This window comes from Pseudomonas sp. (assembly GCF_030690725.1).
In the GTDB taxonomy this organism is placed as follows: domain Bacteria; phylum Pseudomonadota; class Gammaproteobacteria; order Pseudomonadales; family Pseudomonadaceae; genus Aquipseudomonas.
The window spans coordinates 64,018-88,332 of the sequence record NZ_JAUYGD010000034.1 but is presented as its reverse complement, the minus strand read 5'-3'; the positions used below and the strand labels follow the sequence as shown (position 1 = coordinate 88,332).

Here is a 24,315-nt window from a genome sequence, read left to right as displayed (position 1 = left end):
ATCCTCCATCTGATGCGGCTGGGCTATCAGTACCTGTCGCTCAAGGATCAAACCTGGGATCAGTGACCATCATCGACGTGCCGCTCCTAGATGTAGCTTTTGTGTGCCGGGATCAATAATCCCGACTCCCATCAGCTAGCACACCTAGGCCAATTGCTGCTCAAACACCTGTAGCACGGCTTCCGGCAACTGCTTGCGCAAGCCATCGCCGCTGATCAACAGCAGCAGCGGCAACAGCTTGCGCAAAGTCGCCGGCTGCAATCCGGCGCAGACATCCGCCTGCCGCGCCAGTGACAAGCCGCCCAGCACCTGAGCAGCCACCGGCAGATTGCGATCCAGCACTGCCGCTTCGGTGAGTTTGCACAGGTAGCCCGTGGAGAAGCTGCGCAGGCTCTCGCTGATCAGCGGCATATCGACAATATGTCGAGCAATCTGCAGCACATGGTCGACATCGTTGATGCCGTAGATCAGCACCTTGATCTGCTTGGCCGACAGGCACTCGGCATACAGCGCTGCCGTGGCAAACGCACCATCGGCGCAGAGCTGACGCGCCACCTCAAGATGCAAGCTGTCCGGCAGGCTCAGGTAAGTATCGAGGATCAGCCGCGGGTCGAGGTGCGTGGTCACCGCAGCGGCAAATTCGATGGGCATGGCCATGATCAGTTCACGCAATTGCCCAGGCGGCATATGCGGCGCCAGCAGCGCGGCCTTCTCGGCCCCCAGTTGCTGCACCAGCCCCAGCTTGACGCTTAACGGGGCCATGGCCTGGGACGCCAACAGCAGACGCAGGCCAACACTCAGGCTCGCGGGTTTGCGCATACGCACCTCTATTCAATCCGGACAGGCCCGCAGGATTGCCCGCGCGCAGCACAAAGGCAGCCATCTTTGATCCGGTTGCGCGCCCGCCGGGCGAGCAGCGCCCGGCACAGGTGGGAATAGAGGAAACACCTAACGAAAAGCCGGCGACTTATGCCGCGCTGGCGGCCGGCCGTGCGCCACGCCAGAAGTACAGCAGCACGATGGGCAGCGCCAGCAGCCCCAATACACCGGCACTGATAAACAGACTGGCAAAACCCAGCTGCTCGGCCAGCCAACCGCTGGTGGCGCCCACCAGCCCGGCCAGCAAGAGTTGCACACTGGCCTGCAGGGTAAAGTCCGCGCCCTCATGCTCGGGCCGGCACTGGCGCATCATCACCGCGAACAGCGCCACCGTGGACATGCCATCCGCGGTCTGCTCGAACAACGCCACCAGATAGACCAGGCCGATGCTGCCGCCGGCATTTACCAGTACTGCCATGGCAGCGATGCCGCAAGCCTGCAACAGACCGAACAGCAGCAGCGCGCGCAACGCGCCGATGCGCGCATACAGCAGGCCGCCAAGCAACGCACCGGCAATCCCGGCCAGGCTGCTGATAAGGGTCAGCTGGCCCAGTTCGGCATTGCTCCAGCCCTGATCCACCAGCATCGGCTTGATCATCGGCGAACCCAGCGCATCGCCCAGCTTGAAGCTCAGCAGCACCGCCAGCCAGAACAGCATGCCGGGCTGCAGCAACAGGCCACGGTAATGCCGCAGCAATAGTCCCGGCCCGGCCGGTTCCGCCTGCGCCGGCTGAAACGGCAGCTCGCGCCGCTCGTTAAAGCGCCAGATCGGCAGCGTCATCAGCACCAGCAGCCCCGCCACCAGCGCCACACTCAGGTTCCAGCCCAGCGCATCCATCGCCAGCAGCAGACCACTGCCGCTGACCAGCATGCCGACCTTGTAGCCGCCCACCTGCAGGCTATTGCCCAGCCCGCGCCAGCGCTCCGGCAGCAGGCGCACGGCCAGGCCGTCGGTGGCGATGTCCTGGGTCGAAGCCGCCAGGTTGACCAGCAGCAACAGGCCGATCAGCAAGATGAAGTGGCTGTCGAACAGCCGCGCGGGACTCATCAGCGCCAAGGCCGCCACCACGCTGATAACACCCAACTGCAACGGCAGAATCCAGCCGCGGTGATGGCCCAGGCGCGGCGAAGCCAGCCGATCCACCCACGGCGCCCAGAGCACCTTGAGCAGCCAGGGCAACGCCAACAATTTGAGCAAGCCGATCAGCGCCAGATCAACGCCGTGCTGACGCAACAATACCGGCAGCGAATGGGCCAGCAGCCCCGAGGGCAAGCCCTGGGCGCAATACAGCGAGGCCAGCAGAATCAGCGTGCTACGCGGGGGAGCAGAAAGCAGTCGGCTCATGGCAATAAAGGGTTTGTCCGGATAGTCATAACGGAATACTTGGCGGGTGCGACAGGATCAACCTTTACCCTCGACAAGTCGTTTGATTAGAATGCTGGCCGATTGCCACGCTTAGTCGGAAATAGCCTGGTAAATGGATTTCTTATAATCATCAAGGAATAAAGGAATGATGATCAAACGCTGTCTGGCACTCTCTATCGCCGCCGTACTGGCTGGCTGCCAAGCTACTGGTGAACAGTACCAAGCCGATGTCTTCGACGCGAGCCAGGTCAATACTCAACAAGAAGCTAAAACCGTCAAGATCCTTACGGTTTCGCCCACCAAAATCAAAGTCAGCAACGAGAAAAACCAAAAAGCCGCGATGATGGTGGGTGGTTTGCTGGGCGCTGTTGGCGGCGCGGCACTGGGTGCGCAGAATCACCGTGATACAGCGATTGTTGGCGGTGTGGCCGGTGGCGCTGCGGGGGCGATGGCCGGCTCGCTGGTTAATGACACCACGCTGGTACCTGGAGTGCTGATCGGTTACACCGAAAACGGCAAGATCTTCACCTCCGCACAAGTAGGCCGCCCTTGTGAATTCAAGATCGGTGAAATCTCCCTGATGGTCATGATGCTGTCCAACGAGACGCGCATCCAGCCTAATGCCGCCTGTCCTGAACCAACTAAAGGCTGAGGGGCATGCAGATGAAGCATATCGTTCTGGGCTCAGCCCTGGCGTTGCTGGCGCTGCCAGCCCTGGCCAATCAGTTCGACCAGCTGTACCAAATCGAACAGGAAACCAAGCAGGCGCAGGCCAATGCTGAAGCGGAGCGCATCCGCCAGGCCGCCGCCGAGCAAGCACGTGCAGATGCCCGCGATGAAGCTAATCGTCGTCAACGCGCTGCAGCACAACAAGCAGCCGCCCAAAAGGCTGCCGCACAGCGCCAGCTTCAGGAAGCTGAAAACAAGCGTGTTCGCACCCGCGAAGAAGGCTTTGAAGACGAGCTGCGTGCACTGGAGTTGGAAGAGCGCAAGCTGGAACTGCAGGCTAAACGCGCACGCGCGGCACGGGCCAATGACTATATCGACGCTGAACTGCGCGAGAGCGCAGCCAGAACCGATGTCATCCAGTCGGATGCGGATGCCTCACGCAATGTGACCTCGGGCACCAAGGCCTTGCTGGAAGACACGGGTAAAGCCGAAGTCAATCGCTCCAACCGCCTGTTCGGCGAATAGCCAAACACCTGCCCACACCTAGCGCTGTGGGCAGGCACTCATCAAGAGAGTTCATCATGCTGCGTTTAGTAACGCTGGTAGCCGCCAGTTTGCTGCTGGCTGCCTGCAAAGAAGAAAAAGCCCCCGAGTTCCCGACTGTTGATCTGCATGGCCGCTTGGTAGTCGATCAGGAGATGACCATCAGCCGGCAAGCACAGGGTATTCAGGGTGAATACTTCAAACGTGTGCTGACCGTGAATGGTCAAGACATGGCGTTTTCCGACTTTATCAAGCAGTACTGTGCAGACAGCAACACCCGCAATGAAACCTGCCTAAAAGCCTTCCGCATCAAGAAAATCGACGACGTCAGCGGGGCCACCCGCTTTCTCCCCAACGGTCTCTGACCGCCAAAGCGCGCCTGCTTGCAGGCGCGCTTGCGGTTCCTGCGACACCCAACTAATCGCTAGAACTTGCTGGCCTGCTCGCGCAGCAGCTGGGCGAACTGTTCGGCCGGCACCGGTTTGCTGATCAGGTAACCCTGGATCTCGTCGCAGCGCTGGCTCTTGAGGAAGTCCATCTGCGCCTGGGTTTCCACGCCCTCGGCGACCACCTTGAGTTCCAGGCTGTGGGCCATGGCGATGATCGCGCGGGTGATCGCGGCGTCTTCGCTGCCGGGGGTGAGGTCGCGGATAAAGGTTTGGTCGATCTTCACGTAATCCACCGGGAAGCGCTTGAGGTAGCTCAGCGAGGAATAGCCGGTGCCGAAGTCATCGATCGCCAGCTTGACCCCCAGCTCGCGCAGTTGCTGGAAGGTGCTGATCACGCTTTCGACGTTATCCAGCAGCTGGCTTTCAGTCAGCTCCAGTTCGAGGAACTGCGCGGCCAGGCCGGTTTCATCGAGCACCTGGCGCACCAGGCTGAGCAGGTTGCCCTGGCGCAGCTGATGCACCGAAAGGTTCACCGACACGCGAATCTGCGCCAGCCCCTGCACCTGCCAGGCACGCGCCTGCAGGCAGGCCTGACGCAGGACGAATTCGCCGATGGCGCCGATCAGCCCGGTTTCTTCGGCCAGGCCGATAAAGTCGCTCGGCGGCACCAGGCCCAGCTCCGGATGGCGCCAACGCACCAGCGCCTCGGCGGCGTTGAGACTGTCGGAGGCCAGGCATAGCTTGGGCTGGTAGAACACTTCCAGCTGGCCTTCGTTGATGCCTTTGCGCAGCTGGTTTTCCAGTTGCAGGCGCTCCAGGGTGCAGGCCTGCAGGTTGTCGGTGAAGAACTGGAAGGTGTTGCCGCCCAGGTGCTTGGCATGTTGCATGGCCATATTGGCCTGGCTGACCAGGGCGGAAATCTCCCGCGCGTTGTCCGGCAGCAGGCTGATGCCCAGGGAAGCGCTGACCACCAACTCATGACCGCCCACGGTCATCGGCACGCGCAGCTTGCTCAGCAAGCGGCTGGCCAGGCGCGCCAGGCTGGAGAGGCTGCCGTAGGAGTCGATCAGGATGGCGAATTCGTCACCGGACAGGCGCGCCAGGGTGTCGGCTTCCGGCACCGCCTGGGTCAGACGGCGACTGACCTGGCGCAGCAGCTGATCGGCCACTTCATGGCCGAGGCTGTCGTTAAGCAGTTTGAAGCGGTCCAGGTCGACGTGCAGCAGGGCGATGCTGCGTCCGCCCTGCCGTGCGCGCTGGCTGGCCTCGTGCAAACGCTCCTTGAACAGGCTGCGGTTGGCCAGGCCGGTCAGCTCGTCGTAGTGCGACAGGTAGCGCAAACGCTCTTCGGCTTCCCGGCGCGACGACAGATCGGCGAAGAAGCCGACAATATGGCTGACGCTGCCCCGCGCATCGCGCACCACGTTGAGCTGCAGCCACTGCGGGTACAGCTCGCCGTTCTTGCGCGTTTCGATCAGCTCGCCGCGCCAGGTACCGCTGTTTTCCAGCTCCAGGCGAATCAGCTGGTACTGCCGGCGGCTGTCGCCACTGCTGATCAGGCTGATCACGCTTTTGCCGACCACTTCATCCTGGCGATAACCGGTCACGTCGCTGAAGGCCTGGTTGACCGACAGCAGGCGATAGTCGGGGTCGAGGATCACGATGCCTTCGCTGGCCGCCTCGAACACCGTGGCGGCCAGTTGCTGCTGCTGTTCCTGTACCTTGCGCGCGCTGATGTCGCGGCGGGTGCCGAGCATGCGCAGCACGCGGCCCTCGGCGTCACGCTCGACCGCGCGGCCCCGGTCTTCGATCCACACCCAGTGGCCCTGGGCGTGTTTGATGCGGTATTCGACCTGGTAGTCGTCGCTGCGCCCCTTCATATGTTCGACCAGGGCGCGGCGCAGCACCGGCAGATCATCCGGGTGCAGGCGCGGCTTGAGGTCGCGCAGCATCACCTGCACTTCATGGGGTTCCAGGCCGAAAATTTCCTTGAGCCGCGAGTGGTGCACTTCATCACTCTGCAGGTCCCAGTCCCACAGGCCCAGCTCGCTGGCTTCGATGGCCAGGGTCAGGCGCGCGCGGCTCTTGCTCAGGGCGTAGGTGGTTTCATCCAGCTCCAGGGTGCGCTCGGCCACGCGCATCTCCAGCTCGCCATGGGCCAGGCGCAACTCGCGCTCGGCGCGGCGGCGCTGTTCCACTTCATGGGCCAGCTCACCGTTGAGCCCTTCGGCCTGCATCTTGGCGTGCTCCAGATTGCTGATCAGCGCCTGGTTGTGAAAACGCTGCAGCAGGCTGCGCTGCACCAGGCGGTTGACCTGCCAGGCCACCACCAGCAGGGCCAGCAGCAGAATGCTGCCAAGCAGGCCCCAGCCGCGCTGCAGCGGGTTATCACTGAGCAGCAGATAGCCCACCGAAGGCAGCAGGCAGGGCAAGGCAAAACTGAGGAAGGCGGTAAAGCTGATGGCATAGGCCACGCTGGCCGAGAGAATCGCCGCAGCAATCAGACCGTAGACCAGCGCTTGCAGGTAGAACACATCCGCCGGCACCAGGGCGATGGCGGCAAACGCCAGGGTCAGCCCGGAAGCGCCCGCGCCGAACAGAAACAGCCGGCGCCAGTGGCGTTCGGCCTGACGGCTGGGCAAGGCGTTAGTGAAAGCGCGTACCTGCACCAGGCGCAGCACGGCGAGGATCACCAGCCAGATCGCCCAGCTGACCAGCAACACATGTGGCAGCGCGCCCCACAACAGGAAGGCACACACCACGCCGCTAAGCAGCATAAACAGGGTCGGCACCTGCGAGCCCTGATAGAGCATGCGGGTGCGTTCGGCGGCGATATCTGTAGCAAACAACTGGGCCACTTCCCGCCCGGAAGTCGGCTTGAAGCCATTGGCGCCAGCGTATGGAGTCGATGCGGTCATAGGCGATTTTCTTATAGTGGTTGCCTAAACGTCGGCGCAGCATACGCGAGCTAGACGCTTCGCCCAAGCCAGACGTGCGCTAATTCACAGTACAAATACCCAACTTTCGATGAGCGCGGCCACAGCCCGTCTACGCCCGCCGGGCTGACTCACCGGTCGTCCACTAAAACCCCTGGTTTGCCCTGTCTGGCGCAGCCCCCTAGAATGCCGCGATGCAAAATGACCCCGAACTCCTGATTGCCTCTCTTAATGATGCCCAACGCCAGGCTGTAGCCGCGCGCGTGGGCCGCCAACTGGTGCTGGCCGGTGCTGGCTCCGGTAAAACCCGCGTGCTGGTGCACCGCATCGCCTGGTTGATCCAGATCGAGAATGCCTCGCCGCACAGCATCCTGTCGGTGACCTTTACCAACAAGGCCGCTGCCGAAATGCGCCACCGCATCGAGCAGATGCTCGGGCAGAGCCCGGCCGGCATGTGGGTTGGCACCTTTCACGGCCTGGCTCATCGCCTGTTGCGCGCGCATTGGCAGGAAGCCGGCCTGGCCGAGAACTTCCAGATTCTCGACTCCGATGACCAGCAGCGCATCGTCAAACGGGTGATCCGCGACCTCGGCCTGGATGAACAGCGCTGGCCGCCGAAACAGGCGCAGTGGTTTATCAACGGGCAGAAAGACGAAGGCCTGCGGCCGAAGAATATCCAGCCCGGCGGCGACCTGTTCCTGGCCACCATGCTGAAGATCTACGAAGCCTACGAAGCGGCCTGCGCCCGCGCAGGCGTCATCGACTTCTCCGAGCTGCTGCTGCGCGCCCTCGACTTGTGGCGTGACAAGCCCGGCCTGCTGGAGCACTACCAGCGGCGCTTCCGGCACATCCTGGTCGACGAATTCCAGGACACCAACGCCGTGCAATACGCCTGGCTGCGCATGCTCGCCAAGGGCGGCGATAGCCTGATGGTGGTGGGCGACGACGATCAGTCGTTCTACGGCTGGCGCGGGGCGAAAATCGAGAATATCCAGCAGTTCTCCGACGACTTTAGCGATGCCGAAGTGATCCGCCTGGAGCAGAACTACCGCTCCACCGCCGGCATCCTCAAGGCCGCCAACGCGCTGATCGCCAATAACCAGGGGCGTCTGGGCAAGGAACTGTGGACCGAAGACGGCGACGGCGAGCCGATCAACCTGTATTCGGCGTTCAACGAGCACGACGAAGCGCGCTATGTGGTCGAGTCGATTGAGGACGCCTTGCGCAAGGACGGCCACAAGCGCAGCGAAAACGCCAATCTCTACCCCTCCAACGCCCAGTCGCGGGTGCTTGAAGAAGCCCTGCTGCGCGAGAAAATTCCCTACCGCATCTATGGCGGCCAGCGCTTCTTCGAGCGCGCGGAAATCAAGAATGCCATGGCTTACCTGCGCCTGCTCGACGGCCGCGGCAATGACGCGGCGCTGGAGCGGGTGATCAACGTGCCGGCACGTGGCATCGGCGAGAAGAGCGTCGAGACCATCCGCGAATACGCCCGTGCCCATGATGTGTCGATGTGGGAAGCGATTCGCCTGATGGTCGCAGCCAAGACCCTGCCTGGCCGCGCTTCGAGCGCCCTGGCCGGGTTTATCGAACTGATCGAAAACCTCGCCGCCAAGGCGCTGAGCATGTCGCTGCACCTGATGACCCAGACCGTCATCGAGCAGAGCGGCCTGATCGCCTATCACAAGGCCGAGAAAGGCGAAAAAGCCCAGGCGCGCATCGAAAACTTGGAAGAACTGGTCAGCGCCGCGCGCACCTTCGAGAACAACGAAGACGACGAACTCAGCCCGCTGCAAGCCTTCCTCAGCCACGCCTCGCTGGAAGCCGGCGACACCCAGGCCGCAGAAAACGAAGACAGCGTGCAGCTGATGACCCTGCACAGCGCCAAGGGCCTGGAGTTCCCCCAGGTGTTTCTGGTGGGCATGGAAGAAGGCCTGTTCCCGCACAAGATGAGCCTGGAAGAGCCCGGCCGTCTGGAAGAAGAACGCCGTCTGGCCTACGTCGGCATCACCCGCGCCATGAGCAAGCTGGTGATCACCTACGCCGAAACGCGCCGCCTGTACGGCGCCGAGACTTACAACAAGGTGTCGCGCTTCGTCCGCGAGATCCCACCGCAGTTAATCCAGGAAGTGCGCCTGTCCAATAGCGTCAGCCGGCCGTTCGGCGCGGTCAGCCGCAATATGGGCAGCAACAGCATGAGCGGCGACAGTATGTTCGCTGGCAGCGCCGTGCCGGACACCGGCTTCAACCTCGGCCAGCGCGTGCAGCATTCGCTGTTCGGCGAAGGCACCATCCTCAACTTCGAAGGCTCCGGCGCGCAGGCGCGGGTGCAGGTGAATTTCGAGAACGAAGGCAGCAAGTGGCTGATGCTGAGTTACGCCAAGCTGCAGGCGCTTTGATCGACCGTCTACTCAAATAATAAGGAGCCTCAATGATCCGCCGCCCTCTGCTGCTCGCCAGCGCCCTGCTCGCCGCCATCGGCCTGAGCGGTTGCAAGGAAGAACCTGCCGCGCCGCAAGCCACCGCCACGCCGGCCGTGGAGCATTTCCAATGGAAGATGGTCACCGCCTGGCCGAAGAACTATCCGGGCCTCGGCACCGCTGCCGAGCGCCTGGCCGAGCGGGTCAGTGCCATGAGCAACGGCCGCCTGACCATCAAGGTGTATGCCGGTGGCGAACTGGTGCCGCCGCTGGAGGTATTCGATGCCGTGTCGCGCGGCACCGCCGAGCTGGGTCATGGCGCCGCCTATTACTGGAAGGGCAAGGTGCCGGCAGCGCAGTTCTTCACCGCCGTGCCGTTCGGCCTGTCCACCAGCGAAATGAACGCATGGTTGAGCAAGGGCGGCGGTCAGGCGCTGTGGGACGAAGCCTATGCCCCCTATGGCGTAAAGCCCATGGTGGTGGGCAATACCGGTATGCAGATGGGCGGCTGGTACAACAAGGAAATCAACTCGCTGGATGACCTCAAGGGCCTGAAGATCCGCATGCCGGGCCTGGGCGGCGAAGTGCTGAGCAAGCTCGGCGCCACCACCGTCAACCTGCCCGGCGGCGAAGTGTTTACCGCCCTGCAGACCAACGCCATCGACGCCACCGACTGGGTCAGCCCTTACAACGACCTGGCCTTCGGCCTGCACAAGGCCGCCAAGTTCTACTACTACCCAGGCTGGCAGGAACCCCAGGCGGTGCTCGAACTGCTGATCAACCAGAAGGCCCTCGACAGCCTGCCGGCCGATCTGCAGGCAATCCTCACCGAAGCCGCCCGCGCCGCCAGCCAGGACATGCTGGATGACTACGTCTATCACAACGCCATGGCTCTGGATGAGCTGAAGCAACAGGGCACCCTACTCAAGCGCTTCCCCGACGAAGTGCTGACCGCCATGCAGCGCGAATCGGAAGTGGTACTCGGCGAACTGGCCGCGCAGAGCGAGCTGAACGGCCGTATCTGGGCCTCGATGCAAGCCTTCCAGGCCCAGGTCAGCCAGATGCACCAGCTGTCGGAGAAAGAGCTGTACAACTGGCGCTGAACATTCAGATCCCAACAGGGCTAGGTCACACTGCGGCTAGCCCGCCCTGATAACAACAATAAGGATTACCCCGATGAAACGCGCCTTGCTCCTTGCTGCTCTTCTGACCCCGCTGCCCACCTTGGCCCAAGGCTTCGAGGGAGCCTACATAGGCCTCTATACGGGTTACTCCTGGGCCAAAGATGAGGGCACCAGCTACGCCCAAGGGCTTGACGTGAAAACCGGCTGGACTCAAGAAACCAACCCAAAGTCGGCGCAGTACGGCGCGCTCGCTGGCTACAACTGGACGCTGGCAGATCGCTGGTTGGTAGGGGTTGAAGCCGATTACGACGGCCGTGGCGGCGCGAGCGACAGTAACGACCAGGAGCTCAATGGCACCAGCAGCCCCCTTTTCAGTGGCACTAGCAGTATCAACGCCAGCGGCTCCCTGCGCGCTCGCGCTGGCTATATGCCAAGTAACGATCTGCTGCTATTCGTAACGGGCGGCTACGCCTACGCCAAGGTCGAGCGCGAGTGGCAAACTAACTTCCCTACCGCCGCATCCGAATCCAGCAGCAATGGCCAGGGCGGCTGGACAGCGGGACTCGGCGCCGAGTACCTGCTAAGTGATAGATTTTCAGCCCGATTAGAGTATCGCTATGCCGATTACGGCACCCAGGAAGACCTTCCTGTCGATATGTGGAATGAAAAATTCAATCACCGCCTGACCGAGCAGAGCGTACGCCTGGGTGCGGCTTACCACTTCTAAGTCGCCCGGCCACCCAGCAGCACAAGGACAGCGTAATAACGGAAAGCCCGCCCGTCGTATCCCGCCACTCACCTCCCGCTCAGCCGCCATACTGCTGGGCGGAGGTCAACCATGCCGCGCTCCAACCCTTCTGCGTCACAGATACTCGATAGCGCCCTGCAACTGGCCGATGTCTGCGGCTGGGAGCGCCTGCATCTGTTCGATGTGGCCGCCGACCTGGGTGTGGGGCTGGACGCCATCGCCGTGCATTACCGCGAGAAGGATCAGCTGGTCGAAGCCTGGTTCAACCGCGCCGACCAGGCCCTGCTGGCCCGCGGTACTAGCGCAGACCTGCTGACGTTGGACCCGGCCAAGCGCCTGGAAGAACTGCTGATCGCCTGGCTCGACAGCCTGGCAGCGCACCGCGCAGTCAGCGGCCAGATGCTGCTGTACAAGCTGGAACCGGGGCATATCCACCTGCAGATTGGCGGCCTGCTGCGCATCAGCCGCACCGTGCAATGGTGGCGCGAGGCGGCGCGGCGGGAAACCCTGCACCTGTGCCGTATCGCCGAGGAAAGCCTGCTGACCGGCGTGTACCTGCGCTGCTTTATCCACTGGTTGCGCCACCCCGAGGAAGACCCCGCCGACTTCCGCGCCTTGCTGCGCAGACAGTTACGCTGCGGCCCGCTGCTAGTACTACTGCGCCGCTGACTCAGTCGCATGGGCAAAAGCCAGAAACATTCTATGTCTAGCCAGCGGCGGCTACGCCGGGCAAGATGCCGCGCGTAGATCCAATCACCAAGAGACAGCTAACCATGCAGCGTTTCCTTAGCATCGCCCTGGCCATGTTCCTCAGCCTGGGACTGACCACCATGAGTTTCGACGCCGAAGCCAAGCGACTGGGCGGCGGTAAATCCTTCGGTTCCGCGCCAAGCCACCAGGCTCGCCAGGCACCGGCCCAGCAAACCGCTGCACCGGCTACCGCCGGTCGTCAACCTGCTGCAGCCAGCGGCGCCTCGCGCTGGTTGGGTCCATTGGCCGGTCTGGCCGCCGGTGGTCTGCTGGCCTCAATGTTTATGGGTGACGGCTTCGAAGGCCTGCAAATCATGGACATGCTGATCTTCGGTCTGATCGCCTTCCTGCTGTTCCGCTTCCTCGCTGCCCGTCGTCGCCAGGCCCAGCCGGCTGCCGCCGGTGGTGTGCCGTATCAGCGCGAAATGCCAACCCAGGCTGCACCTAGCTCGATTTTCGGTGGCAGCAGCGCCGCAGCCGTTATCAAGCCGGTGATCAACGCTCCGGCCTGGTTCAACGAGCAGAGCTTTATCAACGCCGGTCGTGAGCATTTCCTCAGTCTGCAACAGCACTGGGATGCCAACGAGATGGACAAGATCGGCGAGTTCGTTACTCCGCAGCTGCTGGAATTCCTCAGCCGCGAGCGTGCCGACCTGGGTGATGGCTTCCAGTCCACCTACGTCGACAACCTCGATGTTCAGCTGGATGGCGTCGATGATCTGAGCGACAAGACCGTCGCCACCCTGACCTTTACCGGTGTGGCCAAGACCTCGCGCTTCGACCAAGGCGAAGTGTTCAGCGAAAGCTGGCGCCTGGAGCGTGCCGTCGGTGACAACCAGCCATGGCTGGTTGCCGGTATCCGCCAGAACGGTTAATACCTGCTGCAACAAAGAAAACCCGGGCAAGCCCCGGGTTTTCTTTGTCCATCATTCAGCAAACGCATGGGCTGGCGCCCGATCCACTCAAGGTGCAATCTGCCCCTAGCTTAACCACCACGAGGACAGAGCAATGATCGGATACACAACGGTTGGCACCACTGACATGGAAAAAGCCAAGGCTTTCTACACCCCCTTGCTGGCTGAAATGGGTGCAAGAGTGGTCATGGATTTGGGCCGCATCGCCTTCTACGGCATCGCCAAGGGCCAGCCGATGTTTGCCGTCTGCCTGCCCTATGACAAGCAAGCGCCTACCCCAGGTAATGGCCAGATGATCGCCCTGCCCGGCGGCTCACGCGAAGGTGTGGACAAGCTCTACGCCAAGGCCATCGAGCTCGGTGCAAGCTGCGAAGGCAAACCGGGCGAGCGCATCCCGGGTTTCTACGGCGCCTATTTCCGTGATTTGGATGGGAATAAGCTGGCCTTTTACCAAATGGGCTAAGAACCTGCTTACGATCTGCTGCGCGTCGGCCCTGCTGCGTTAAAAACAGGCTCGGATGCTCATGTACAACTCGTACACTCCGCGTCCTCGCCTGTTTTTGCCTTGTATGGCCCTAGCTCGCAAGATCGTAAACAGATTCCAAGGCATCAGCCTGGATCGACGCTGGTACCCGGCGGTTTGGCCGCCGGGGCAGGCTGCTGGGCCTTGTCGCTCCAGGCCTGAATATCCTCGCTGCGTTGCCGGCTGTTGAGCTGCGCGCGATCAATCGCTTCCTCGTAATCCGCCAGCCAGCTGCGCGAACCCGGCAGCATATTGGCCAGGTCACGCATACCGGCCTTCAGGCCCTGCATCACCTGCTGATAATCGCGCTCCTGAGCCTGCAATACCTTGCTTACCTCGGCAATGCTGTCGGGATTTTCCGCGCGGTCGAAGAGGCCGGTCAGCTGCGATGCCTGCTGGCTGGCCAGCAGTTCTTCCTGATTGCTCAACGCGGTCTGCTGCACCACCAGCTGCTGCTCAAGCCGTAGCACCTGCTTTTCCAGGGCCTGAATACGCGGCTCATCGCCGGCGCTGAACGCGCTGTAGATATTCATCCCCACCGAGGCCAGCATCAGACTGCCCAGCACCCCGGCCAGCGCCAGGATAAACAGGCGGTTGCGCTTGCCAGCGGTGGTCAGCAACTGCAGCCGCTCTTCTTCGCTGAGTGCACCACCTTCAGATTCTTGCGTTTGGCTTTTCATGACTCAACCACTTTATGACGTTCAAAAATTGACGCACTGTTCAGCTGCACAATAGCACTGTGCCAGCTTTTTGCTTAGACCCGTCTAGGGTATAAGACGCTCCCGTATACCCCGTAATAAATGAGGCAGACACCGTGGAAGAAGTCATCGAACAGTTGCGCGAACTCAACGAGCCGGTGCCCGTCCCGCTGGAGTTGCCGGAAGAAGAAACCCTGGTGGAGATTCAGGAGCAGATCCTGATCCATCTGCCCTTCGCCCTGCGTGAGTACCTGCTGCAGGTCAGCGATGTGGTTTACGGCCGCCTGGAGCCGGTTACCGCCAGCGACCCGCAATCGCACACCTACCTGCCGGAAGTCGCCGCCACCGCCTGGTCCCTGGGCGTGCCGCGCGAGTTCGTGCCGCTGTGCGAAGACCACGGCAACTACTACGTAGTCGAAGAAGACGGCACCGTGCTGCTGTGGGAAGCGGAAACCGGCGAAGTCAACGAAGACGAAACCTGGGAATCAGTCTGGCACTGGGTGCGTGACGTCTGGCTGGAAAGCTAAAGACCTTTACGATCTGCTGCGCGGCCCTGCGGCGTTAACCACGACGACGGGCCGCAGTCGCTTTAAGGCAGATAAATCCTAAACACCCCACCACCCAGCGGCGCGCCGTTGGCCAGTTCGATATGGCCGCGCACGCCATTGCGTTCGTGCAGTTCGGCGATGCGCCCGGAGAAGTACAAACCCAGGCCGGTGCTGCCGGTGCTTTGCTTGAGGCCGAGGGCATAGCTGGATTGCTGGCTGAGCATCTCCTGCGGGTAGCCCTGGCCGTCGTCGCAGATCGCCAGCACCAGTTTGCCGTTCTCCTCCCAGGCCTTGATCAGCAACGTGCTGTGGGCGTAGCGGATGGAGTTGGTGACGATATTGGCGACCACCGAGCCGAGCAGTTCTTCATCGAAGAAGCCCATCAGGTCGAAGCTTTCCACCTCGCAGCGGGCGCTGATCTGCCGGCTGTGCAGCACCTCGAAATGCCGCGCCAGCTGGGCCTGAAGAAAATCCTCGACCTCGTGATAACCGGGGCGCATGGGGAGCTGGTTGACGCCGAGCTTATACAGGCCGAGCAGCTGTACCAGCATGCCGTTGAGGCGGGCAAACTCGTACTCGATCACGCCCTGCTCGCTGGCCTGTTGCTGCTCGGGCGGCAGCTGCGCCTGCCACTGCGCATGGGCGCGGGTGAGCATGGCCAAGGAGTTTTTCATGTCGTGCACGGTGGAGGCGATCACCGTGGAGAAGTCCAACCCGCCTGGGTTATCACTCATTGGCCGGACGCCCGACGCTGCAACTGCAGGTAACGCGCATAACGGGCATCGGTCTCGGGCATCTGGCTGACCACCTCCAGACAGCGCTGGCATTCTTCCAACAAGGCCGCCGACATCTCTCCCCCAGCGGATTGCAGCAGCGATTGCGCGGTATTGAGGGCGATGCTGATGTTCTTCGGCTGCAGAGCAAAGGCCTGACGGAATAGCTTGAGCGCCTCGTCGTACTGCTTCTGCTGGTAGCAGCGCACGCCCTGACGGTTGAGCTCCACGGCCTCTTTGCCGCCGGAGAGAATCTCCGCATTGTCGGTCTGCCGGGCCACGCCCTGCATCACCTGCGGGTCGTCGCCGTAAACCTCGACACAGGTTTTCAGCAGGGCATCACTGGCTGCCGTCTGACCCAGCGCGCGCAGCTGGCTGGCGACGTTGAGTGCGGTATCGGCGGCAAAAAACTGCGGCAGCTGTTCCATCGCGGCGGCGGCTTCGGCGGCCAGTTGCGCGGCGCGCTTGGGTTCCCCGGATTTATTCAGGCTACTGGCCAGGGCCAGGCGTGAACGCACTTGCACATTGGGGTCATTGGCGTAGGTCTTGTCCAGCTCACCGAGAGCCTGGCTGACTTCGATCTGCAGGCGCTTGTCCAGCGTGCCATCGCCGGCCTGGGCAGTGATCGCCTGGGCCAGGCCGAGGTAGTTCTCCGGGCTTTTGAACTTGGAGGTACGGCCCTGCTCCATGGCCTGCCGATAGGCTTTGCCGGCGCTGTCAAAGTCCTGATTATCCAGGGCCAGCTTGCCCAGCTGCATCTGCCGCCGAATCGCCAGCGGGGCCAATTTGACCGCATCTTCCAGGGCCTGCTGAGCACGTTGGCTTTCGCCCTGAGCCAGCAGCACGGCGGCCAGGCCGTCGTACAGCGCCGGCATCATCGGGAACAGCTGCAAACCCTGCTCGTACAAGCTCTGCGCGCGGCTCAACTCGCCACGTTTGTGCATCAAGCCGGCCAGCGCCACCTGCGCCCAGGGCAACGGCCGTTCGGCCAATACGCCATTGAGCAGCTGCTCCAGCTCATCCAGGCGGCCCAGCTCGCGCAGCGCCGTGGCCTGGTAGCGCTGGCATAACGGCAGGTAGCGTTTGTCCTGCTGGCTGAGGCTCTTGCAGGCATCCAGTACGGCGGCCGGGTCCTGTTTGTCGAGGCCTTGAAGAATGCCCTTGAGCGCGGTTTTACGCTCGACCAGCTTGTCCAGGCGCTGATCGAGGCTGGCGCGGTTGAACGGCTTGGTCAGGTAGGCATCCGGCTCGTGTTCGAGGGCGCTGAGGACCATGGCCTGGCTGCTTTCGGCAGTGACCATGACGAAGATGCACTGGTGACTGATCAGCTTGCCGGCGATCAGCTCTTCCAGCACCTGCTGGCCGTTCTTGCCGCCGCCCAGGTTGTAGTCGTGCAGGATGATGTCGTAGCGCTTGTTGCGGCACATGCTCAGGGCTTCTTCACCGCGGTCGGCGGTGTCCACATCGCGCGCACCCATATCGCGCAGCATGGCCTTCAACGAGCTGCGAAAGTCAGTGAAGTCATCGACGATCAGGATGCGCTTGCTGCCGTAATCCAGCATTGAAGAAGTCCTTGTACTGCAGTCTCAGAGTCGCATCAGTGTAGTTGTCGGCTATCGCGCTGCCAGTGCGTCAACGCTGGCCCGGCTCAAGGTCGAGCAGGTTGAGCAGAAAGCGCGCGAAGTAGGTCAGGTCCTGTTCCATGGCCTGGCGCGCAGCCTTGGCGTCACCGGCTTCGATGGCGGCAAAAGCATCCTCGTGAAAGTCGTTGAGGCGCAGCGACAGATCGGCGTCGGTGAACAGTCGATTGAAGAACGGCCCGACCTGCAACCACAGCGATTCGATTGAGCGCAGCAACACCGGGTTGCCGCAGGCGCTGTAGAGGTGCAGGTGGAACTGGCTGTTGGCATCCAGATAGGCCTGCACCTGGCGCTGCTCGATGGCCTGGTCCATACGCGCCACGCAGTCGCGCAGCTCGACCAGGTCGGCCGGGGTCAGGCGCGGCGTGGCCAATTCCACAGCCAGACCTTCAAGGCCCAGACGTACCTGGAAGATATTCTGATAACGCTCACGGGTCATCGGCGGCACGCGCACCGAGCGCTGCGGCTCGCCTTCCAGCGCGCCTTCGGCCACCAGGCGCTGTAGAGCGGCGCGCACCGGCATCGGGCTGGTGCCCCATTCGGCGGCGATGTCACGGATTTTCAAGCGCTCGCCGGGCTGGAAGCGCCCCGCCAGTAGGCTTTCACGAATACGTTGGTAGAGCTGGTCCTGCAGGTTATCGGCCATATTCGTTCAGCCCCGTAGCGGTGGCGCGGGCAGTTGGGCGAGGGTCAGCGAGCAGTTGCGCATGGACAATCCTTATATTGAAGAAGGCCGCACTAGAGCGGCGCAATGAATTCTAATGGCTCACGGAGCCTTGTTCTCGATCAAGCAGTTACCGCCATCCACCACAATAACTTCGCCGGTGATATAGCTGGCCTCCGGCGAAGCCAAAAAGGCCACCGCTGCCGCCACTTCCTCAGGCCGGCCGGCGCGGCGCATAGGTGTGTATTGCGCCGCGTGGCGCTCCTCCTCAGTGCTCGAACCCGTGGCGATCCAGCCCGGTGCCACGCTGTTGACCGTAATACCCTGCTTGGCCACTTCCAGCGCCAGGCCCATGGACAGGCCGAGCATGCCGGCTTTGGCGGCGCTGTAGGCCGCCTCACCAGGGTTGCTGCCGCGGGTGCCGGTGGTCGAGCTGATATTGACGATGCGCCCGTAACCGCGCGCACGCATACCCGGCAGCACCGCGCGGGTGAGCAGAAAAGCGGTGCCGAGGTTACGCGCGATGGACAAATTCCAGGTGGCCAGGTCCATATCCGCCAGCTCGGCGAACGGCTCGGGGCTGCCTTGCATAGCCATGCCGGCGTTGTTCACCAGAATATCGACCTGCCCCCACTGCGCCTGCGCCCAATCGAGCAATTCAGCAACTTGAAGCTCATCGGTCAGGTCAGCGGCGCGACCCCGTGCTTGAATACCTTCAGCGCACAACTCGGCGACCCGTTGCTCAACCCGCGCACTGCTGGCGGTCAGCAACACCCGCGCCCCGGCACGACCCAGACGGCGAGCAATGGCCAGACCGATACCCGATTCACTGCCCGCGCCGCTGATCAATGCAACGTGCTGTTGAAAGACCATTTCACAATATCCTGTGATCACAAATATGGCGTTAATCTAGCAATAAAGCCTGATCAAACCAATGCTTGAGTTTTCTGTGATCACAAAATAGCATGTGCAGATATTCGAACGAGGTGTTCAACATGACTGCCAGTGGTATCAGCTCATCCGCCGTAGCAACCTTCGCCAGCCGCGAGCGCCAGCGCTTTATCGAGCGCAACCCCAAGTCCGTGGCCCTGGCCGAGCGTGCGCGTAACTCGCTGTACGGCGGAGTGCCGATGCACTGGATGGCCGACTGGTCGACCCCGGTGCCGCTGTTTGTCGAGCGGGCCAAGGGCGCGCGCTTCTATGACGTCGACGGCCACGAGTACATCGACTTCTGCCTGGGCGACACCGGCACCATGTTCGGCCACTCGCCGGACCCGATCGCCAAGGCCATTGCCGAACAGGGCAACAACGGCCTGACCACCATGCTGCCGGGCGAGGACGCGGTGGTCTGCGGCGAGCTGCTGGCGGCGCGCTTCGGCCTGCCGTTCTGGCAGGTCACCGCCACCGCCACGGATTCGAACCGCTATGTGCTGCGCTGGGCCCGCGCCATCACCCAGCGCAAGACCCTGCTGGTGTTCGACGGCTGCTACCACGGCACCGTCGATGACGTGATGGTGCGCTGCATCGACGGCGAAACCGTGCCACGCTCCGGCCTGGTCGGCCAGGCCTACGACCTGACCCAGTACAGCCGCTCGATCCCGTTCAACGATGTGGCGGCACTGGAAGCCGCGCTGGCGAAAGGCGACGTCTGCGCCCTGCTCTGCGAGCCGGCGATGACCAATATCGGCATGGTCCTGCCCGAGCCGGGCTTTATGCAAAAGTGCCGCGAGCTGACGCGTAAATACGGCGCGCTGCTGATTATCGACGAGACCCACACCATCTCCACCGATATGGGTGGCTGCACGAAACTGTGGAACCTCGACCCGGACTTCTTTGTGGTCGGCAAGCCGATTGCCGGCGGTGTGCCGTGCGGGATCTTCGGTTGCAGCGCGGCGATGGCCGAGGCCATGACCGCCGCGCGCCAACGCGCCAGCGAGGGCAGCCACGGTCACGGCCATAGCGGCATGGGCACCACCCTGTCGGCCAACGCCCTGGCCATGCACTGCATGCGCGCCAATCTGGAACAGGTGATGACGCCCGCCGCCTACGCGCATATGTTGCCGCTGGCCAAGCGCCTGGCCGATGGTTTCCGTTCGCTGATCGGCAAGCACGACCTCAAGTGGTCGGTCACCGAGCTGGGCGCACGCAGCGAGTTCCAGTTCTGCCCGGTGTCGCCGAAGACCGGCGCCGAGGCCGAAGCGGCATTCCACGACGAATTGCAGATGGCCCTGCACCTGTACCTGATCAACCGCGGCATCCTGATCACCCCGTTCCACAACATGACCCTGTGCTGCCCGAGCACCACGGCGGACGATGTGGACAAACTGATCGGCATGCTCGACCAGGCCCTGACCGAACTGCTGGCCATCCCCGGCGCCCGCGAATAAACGAGACGACATCATGCAATTCGCTAATCCCCAGGAAGCCCGTGACTTCCTCGCCAAGCATCCCGAAGTGCGCAGCATCGAGCTGATGCTGATCGACGCCAACGGCATCCCGCGCGGCAAGCTGCTGCACCGCGACGAGCTGCTGGCCATCTATGAGAACGGCCGGCCGCTGCCCAGTTCGATCCTGGCGCTGACCATCCAGGGCGAGGACGTCGAAGAAAGCGGCCTGGTCTGGGAAGTCGCCGACGCCGACTGCTGGACCTACCCGCTGCCCGGCAGCCTGACTCTGCAACCCTGGCGCACCACGCCCACCGGCCAGCTGCAGGTCAGCATGCACCCGACCCAGGGCCTGCCAGCCGCCCCGGCCGACCCACGCCATGTGCTGGTGCGCGCCATCGACCGCCTCAAGGCCGACGGTTACCACCCGGTAATGGCGGTGGAGCTGGAGTTCTACCTGCTGGACAAGCAGCGCGACGCCAACGGTCGTCCGCAACCCGCGCTACAAGCCAATGGCGTGCGCCCGCAGGCGCCGCAGGTGTATGGGGTGTACGAGCTGGAACAGCTGCAACCCTTCCTCGACGACCTCTACGCCGCCTGCGAAGTGCAGGGCCTGCCGGTGCGCACGGCGATCTCCGAATACGCCCCGGGCCAGGTCGAGCTGACCCTGGAACACCGCTTCGATGCCCTGCAGGCGATCGACGAAGGCGTGCGCTACAAGCGCCTGGTCAAGGGCGTGGCCAACAAGCACGGGTTGCAGGCCTGCTTTATGGCTAAGCCGTTTGGCGACCAGGCCGGCAGCGGCCTGCATATGCACGTGAGCTTGGCGGATGAAAACGGCAACAACCTGATGGCCTCCGAAGACCCGCACGGCACGCCGCTGCTCAAGCATGCCATCGGCGGGATGATGGCCACGCTGAATGACGCCCTGGCGATCTTCTGCCCCAACGCCAACTCGTTCCGCCGCTTCCAGGCCAACAGCTACGCGCCGCTGGCCAAGAGCTGGGGCGTGAACAACCGCACCGTGTCGTTCCGCGTACCGGGCGGCCCGGCCAATAGCCGGCATGTCGAGCACCGCATCTGCGGCGCCGATGCCAACCCCTACCTGGCGGCGGCGGCGATCCTCTCCGGTATCCACCACGGCATCAAAAACCAGATCGATCCCGGCGAGGAAATCATCGGCAACGGCTACGAGCAGGCCCGCGAGACCCTGCCCACCGACTGGCTGACCGCCCTGCGCGCGCTGGAAAACTCGGTTTGGGCCAAGCAGGCACTGGGCGAGGACTTCCTCAAGGTGTTCCTGGCGATCAAGTGGAATGAGTTCCGCCAGTTTATGGGCGAGGTCGGCGAGCAGGACTGGCGCTGGTACCTGACCCACGCCTGACGGCCGGGGCGCTACCAGCTACGCTGTACAGATTCTGAGCACCCTGGAGTGGCCCATGCGCCTCTGCATTATCCTGGCCTGCTGGCTGTACAGCGCATTTGCAACGGCCGAACCGTTGCGCGTGGGCTTGGAGAATCACGACTACTACCCCTATTACAGCGCCGTAGAGGGTCAGGGCTTCGATGGCTACTGCATCGCCCTGCTGCAAGCCTTTGCCAAGCGCGAAGGCCTGGAGCTGGAACTGCGCCCGCAACCGGTCAACCGCCTGTACCGCAATATGCTCAGCGAACAGAACCTCGACCTGCTGTTTCCCGACAACCCGGCCTGGGCACGCGAAGCCCGCGATGGCCAGACGCTGTATTACAGCCAGCCGGTGGTGCAGGTTGTCGACGCCACCCTGGTGCGCCCGGAGCAACTGGGCAAGGGCCTGGCTGCGGTTAAACGCCTGGGCATCGTACGTGGCTTTACTGCCGAGGCCTGGCAATCTGTGCTGGCCAAGGGCGGTGTTGAGCTGGTGGAAGTTCAGGATATTCACAGCCTGATCCGCATGCTTGAGCGCGGCCGCCTGGATGCCATCTACGCCAACCCGCAGGTGGTGCAGCACCAGCTGCGCCAACTGGGCCTCGACCCAGGCCACGTGCAGCTCGACCCGCAACTGCCGCAGGTCAACACCCACTTTCACCTGAGCAGCTACCAACACCCCGACCTGATCAAGCGCTTTGACCGTTTTCTGCTTGAGGACACCGCACAGTTAAGCCAGCTGCGCCAGCAGTTCAACCTGCCTTAAACGCAGCCAACCGCCAGCGTCAGCTGCTATGGTTGGGCAAATCCCTGTACAGAGCCTGTTATGGAACCCGGAAACGCCCAGCTGACGATGACCGTACTGATGACCCCAGACATGGCCAACTTCTCCGGCAATGTGCACGGCGGCACCCTGCTCAAATACCTCGATGAAGTCGCCTACGCCTGCGCCAGCCGCTATGCCGGCTGCTACGTGGTGACCCTGTCGGTGGACCAGGTGATCTTCCGCGAGCCGATCCACGTCGGCGAACTGGTGACCTTCCTCGCCTCGGTCAATTACTCCGGACGCACCTCGATGGAAGTCGGCATCAAGGTGATCACGGAAAATATCCGCGAACGCTCGGTGCGCCACACCAACAGCTGCTTCTTCACCATGGTCGCGGTGGATGAACTGGGCAAACCCGCACCCATTCCCGCGCTGGAGCCGACCACCGCCGACGCCGAACGCCGCCAGCGCCAGGCCTTGCAGCGCCGGCAGATCCGCCACGAACTGCAGCAGCGCTACCAGGCGCTAAACGAAGAAAAAAGCTGAATCCGCAGACAACAACACATGCCATCGGCACAATTGTGCCCTGCGCATAACACCGAGTAAGGCCATGGAAAGCCTGTATTTTTCCCCCATGCTGCTGGGCCTGAACCTGATGCTGGCGAGCGCCATTGCCTGCAGCGGGCTCTGGTATTTTTCCCGCCCCTACCGTGGCCCCGGCTTGTGGATGCTGGGCAGCTGGACCCTGATCATCGGCATCCTGCTGTTTATGGGCTTTATGGCCAGTGGCAGCAAACTGCTGAATATTCTTGGCAATGCCCTGCAACTGGCAGGTGAAGCGATCATCCTGCTCGGCGTGTTCCGCTTTCTCGGCCTGCCGCTGCCCTGGTGGACCGTGCCCGCCAGCGCCGGGTTGATGAGCCTGGCCCTGAGTTGGCACTGGTGGCTGAGCCCCATCAACTCGGAATACCTCGTCGCGCTGTACGCCGCAATTGGCGGTCTACTGCCCCTGCAAGCCTGCTGGGCGCTATGGCGTACGCCCAGCGAGGTGGAACTGCGCGGCGTCTGCCAGTTTGTCGCCATCTCCCTGCTCGGTTATGCCCTGGTCACCCTGCTGCGCGGTGTGATCGGCCTGCACGATGGCCTGCAAGGCATCGTCCATGACGACGTCACGCGCTCGGTAAGCTACCTGCTGCCCTACAACTTCGGCATTCCCCTGTGGCTTATGGCCTTGGTCGGCCTGGTGCTGCTGACCATGCGCCGCATCCTCGCCGACAGCCAGCGTAACGCCCAGCAGGCCGCTGCCAACGCCGAACGTTTCGAACGCCTGATGAGCGTGAGCAACGCCGGGGTGATGGTGCTCGACGGCGAACGCATCATCGACAGCAACCCCAAGCTGGAACAGCTGTTTGCGCAAACCCGCGAACAACTCCTCGGCCAACCGCTATCGCGGCTATTCGACAGCAGTAGCCAACAGCCACTGAGCGAACTGCTGCAACAAGCCGATGGCCACCCCCATGATCTGCTCGCCCAGCGCGCGGATGGCCAGCCGTTCGCCGCCGAACTGAGCATCGCGCGTCTGGCCGAAGCGCAGCAGCAGGTCGCCGAAATCCGCGATGTCAGCCAGCGCAAGGCCCTGGAAGAACAGCTGCGCCAACTCGCCACCACCGACCCGCTGACCAACGCGCTGAACCGCCGCGCCTTCCAGCAGCGTGCCGAACATGAGTTGGTGCGCAGCCAGCGCCAGGGCACGCCGCTGTGCCTGGCGATGCTCGACCTCGACCACTTCAAACGGGTCAACGACCAATACGGCCATGCCGTCGGCGATCAGGTGCTGGTGGCCTTCAGTGAACTGTGCCGGCAGCAGGCGCGCAGCACCGACCTGTTCGCCCGCTTCGGCGGTGAGGAGTTCGTCATCCTCCTGCCCGACAGCGACCTCAACGCCGCGCAACAGCGCCTGGAACGCCTGCGCAATGACCTGCACGCGCAACCCCTCGACACTGCTCAAGGCCCACTGCACGTCACCGTCAGCATCGGCCTGAGCTGCACCCAACCTGGCGACAGCCTGCAACAGCTGCTGCAACGCGCGGACGCCCAGCTATACAACGCCAAAGCGCAGGGGCGTAACCGTATCTGCGTGGATGCGTAAGCGAACGACAGGCTCTGTTAAGCTCAG

General features: G+C 62.8%; 23 protein-coding genes. 15 read left to right on the top strand and 8 right to left on the bottom strand.

From position 1 onward, the window contains the following. Positions 1 to 144: 144 nt before the first annotated feature. Both Q8O69_RS08110 and Q8O69_RS08105 read right to left on the bottom strand, forming a co-directional pair. Positions 145 to 819, bottom strand: coding sequence for a hypothetical protein (locus tag Q8O69_RS08110; RefSeq protein WP_305591106.1), 675 nt, complete (start codon positions 817 to 819; stop codon positions 145 to 147). Positions 820 to 967: 148 nt separating this feature from the next. Then, entirely contained in the window at positions 968 to 2,224 is a 1,257-nt protein-coding gene (locus tag Q8O69_RS08105; protein WP_305591104.1) for an MFS transporter, read from the bottom strand. A gap of 166 nt (positions 2,225 to 2,390) precedes the next feature. Between Q8O69_RS08105 and Q8O69_RS08100 the strand changes: the two genes are divergently transcribed. The 3 genes from Q8O69_RS08100 to Q8O69_RS08090 are packed head-to-tail and all read left to right on the top strand — an operon-like array spanning position 2,391 to position 3,822. Continuing rightward, positions 2,391 to 2,897 (top strand): hypothetical protein, encoded by a 507-nt coding sequence (locus Q8O69_RS08100; protein ID WP_244152851.1) that lies wholly within the window; start codon positions 2,391 to 2,393, stop codon positions 2,895 to 2,897. 11 nt (positions 2,898 to 2,908) lie between these two features. Then, positions 2,909 to 3,439 carry a DUF5384 family protein gene (locus Q8O69_RS08095; protein ID WP_305591100.1) on the top strand — a complete coding sequence of 177 codons (531 nt, stop codon included), beginning with the start codon at positions 2,909 to 2,911 and terminating at the stop codon, positions 3,437 to 3,439. 56 nt (positions 3,440 to 3,495) lie between these two features. Beyond that, on the top strand, positions 3,496 to 3,822 hold the full coding sequence (locus tag Q8O69_RS08090) for a hypothetical protein (protein WP_305591098.1): 327 nt from the start codon (positions 3,496 to 3,498) through the stop codon (positions 3,820 to 3,822). A gap of 59 nt (positions 3,823 to 3,881) precedes the next feature. Here Q8O69_RS08090 and Q8O69_RS08085 read toward each other — a convergent pair whose 3' ends face one another. Beyond that, positions 3,882 to 6,764: a bifunctional diguanylate cyclase/phosphodiesterase gene (locus tag Q8O69_RS08085; RefSeq protein ID WP_305591096.1), complete on the bottom strand. Its 2,883-nt coding sequence runs from the start codon at positions 6,762 to 6,764 to the stop codon at positions 3,882 to 3,884. Positions 6,765 to 6,976: 212 nt separating this feature from the next. Between Q8O69_RS08085 and uvrD the strand changes: the two genes are divergently transcribed. The 6 genes from uvrD (at position 6,977) to Q8O69_RS08055 (ending at position 13,201) form a co-directional block, all read left to right on the top strand. Next, the gene (gene uvrD, locus Q8O69_RS08080; protein ID WP_305591094.1) at positions 6,977 to 9,181 is read left to right on the top strand and encodes a DNA helicase II; all 2,205 of its coding nucleotides are present in this window, start codon (positions 6,977 to 6,979) and stop codon (positions 9,179 to 9,181) included. A 32-nt stretch (positions 9,182 to 9,213) separates the two neighbouring features. Beyond that, entirely contained in the window at positions 9,214 to 10,305 is a 1,092-nt protein-coding gene (locus Q8O69_RS08075) for a TRAP transporter substrate-binding protein (protein WP_305591092.1), read from the top strand. 73 nt (positions 10,306 to 10,378) lie between these two features. Continuing rightward, positions 10,379 to 11,053, top strand: coding sequence for an outer membrane protein (locus tag Q8O69_RS08070; RefSeq protein WP_305591090.1), 675 nt, complete (start codon positions 10,379 to 10,381; stop codon positions 11,051 to 11,053). A 111-nt stretch (positions 11,054 to 11,164) separates the two neighbouring features. Beyond that, a complete protein-coding gene (locus Q8O69_RS08065) occupies positions 11,165 to 11,743 on the top strand; it encodes a TetR/AcrR family transcriptional regulator (protein ID WP_305591088.1) in 579 nt (192 codons plus the stop codon). A gap of 104 nt (positions 11,744 to 11,847) precedes the next feature. Continuing rightward, the gene (locus tag Q8O69_RS08060) at positions 11,848 to 12,699 is read left to right on the top strand and encodes a Tim44 domain-containing protein (protein ID WP_305591086.1); all 852 of its coding nucleotides are present in this window, start codon (positions 11,848 to 11,850) and stop codon (positions 12,697 to 12,699) included. A gap of 133 nt (positions 12,700 to 12,832) precedes the next feature. Further along, the gene (locus tag Q8O69_RS08055) at positions 12,833 to 13,201 is read left to right on the top strand and encodes a VOC family protein (RefSeq protein WP_275960111.1); all 369 of its coding nucleotides are present in this window, start codon (positions 12,833 to 12,835) and stop codon (positions 13,199 to 13,201) included. Between the two features lie 146 nt (positions 13,202 to 13,347). Here Q8O69_RS08055 and Q8O69_RS08050 read toward each other — a convergent pair whose 3' ends face one another. Then, the gene (locus tag Q8O69_RS08050) at positions 13,348 to 13,941 is read right to left on the bottom strand and encodes a hypothetical protein (RefSeq protein WP_305591083.1); all 594 of its coding nucleotides are present in this window, start codon (positions 13,939 to 13,941) and stop codon (positions 13,348 to 13,350) included. Positions 13,942 to 14,075: 134 nt separating this feature from the next. On the opposite strand from Q8O69_RS08050, the gene Q8O69_RS08045 reads away from it, so the two are divergent. Beyond that, on the top strand, positions 14,076 to 14,486 hold the full coding sequence (locus tag Q8O69_RS08045; RefSeq protein ID WP_296218922.1) for an SMI1/KNR4 family protein: 411 nt from the start codon (positions 14,076 to 14,078) through the stop codon (positions 14,484 to 14,486). 62 nt (positions 14,487 to 14,548) lie between these two features. Here Q8O69_RS08045 and Q8O69_RS08040 read toward each other — a convergent pair whose 3' ends face one another. The 4 genes from Q8O69_RS08040 to Q8O69_RS08025 form a co-directional block, all read right to left on the bottom strand. Further along, complete coding sequence (locus tag Q8O69_RS08040; RefSeq protein ID WP_305591081.1) at positions 14,549 to 15,241, bottom strand: sensor histidine kinase KdpD; 693 nt, start codon at positions 15,239 to 15,241, stop codon at positions 14,549 to 14,551. Then, on the bottom strand, positions 15,238 to 16,842 hold the full coding sequence (locus Q8O69_RS08035; RefSeq protein WP_305591079.1) for a tetratricopeptide repeat-containing response regulator: 1,605 nt from the start codon (positions 16,840 to 16,842) through the stop codon (positions 15,238 to 15,240). Before Q8O69_RS08035 ends, Q8O69_RS08040 begins: the two co-directional genes overlap by 4 nt. A gap of 70 nt (positions 16,843 to 16,912) precedes the next feature. Continuing rightward, a complete protein-coding gene (locus Q8O69_RS08030; RefSeq protein WP_305591077.1) occupies positions 16,913 to 17,566 on the bottom strand; it encodes a GntR family transcriptional regulator in 654 nt (217 codons plus the stop codon). Between the two features lie 120 nt (positions 17,567 to 17,686). After that, on the bottom strand, positions 17,687 to 18,457 hold the full coding sequence (locus Q8O69_RS08025) for an SDR family NAD(P)-dependent oxidoreductase (RefSeq protein ID WP_305591075.1): 771 nt from the start codon (positions 18,455 to 18,457) through the stop codon (positions 17,687 to 17,689). A gap of 122 nt (positions 18,458 to 18,579) precedes the next feature. On the opposite strand from Q8O69_RS08025, the gene Q8O69_RS08020 reads away from it, so the two are divergent. The 5 genes from Q8O69_RS08020 (at position 18,580) to Q8O69_RS08000 (ending at position 24,288) form a co-directional block, all read left to right on the top strand. Further along, complete coding sequence (locus tag Q8O69_RS08020; protein WP_305591073.1) at positions 18,580 to 19,971, top strand: aspartate aminotransferase family protein; 1,392 nt, start codon at positions 18,580 to 18,582, stop codon at positions 19,969 to 19,971. A gap of 13 nt (positions 19,972 to 19,984) precedes the next feature. Further along, positions 19,985 to 21,352 carry a glutamine synthetase family protein gene (locus tag Q8O69_RS08015; RefSeq protein ID WP_305591072.1) on the top strand — a complete coding sequence of 456 codons (1,368 nt, stop codon included), beginning with the start codon at positions 19,985 to 19,987 and terminating at the stop codon, positions 21,350 to 21,352. A 55-nt stretch (positions 21,353 to 21,407) separates the two neighbouring features. After that, positions 21,408 to 22,139 (top strand): ABC transporter substrate-binding protein, encoded by a 732-nt coding sequence (locus Q8O69_RS08010; protein WP_305591070.1) that lies wholly within the window; start codon positions 21,408 to 21,410, stop codon positions 22,137 to 22,139. Between the two features lie 60 nt (positions 22,140 to 22,199). Then, entirely contained in the window at positions 22,200 to 22,685 is a 486-nt protein-coding gene (locus Q8O69_RS08005; protein WP_305591068.1) for an acyl-CoA thioesterase, read from the top strand. Positions 22,686 to 22,749: 64 nt separating this feature from the next. Beyond that, positions 22,750 to 24,288: a sensor domain-containing diguanylate cyclase gene (locus tag Q8O69_RS08000; protein ID WP_305591066.1), complete on the top strand. Its 1,539-nt coding sequence runs from the start codon at positions 22,750 to 22,752 to the stop codon at positions 24,286 to 24,288. Positions 24,289 to 24,315: the final 27 nt, after the last annotated feature.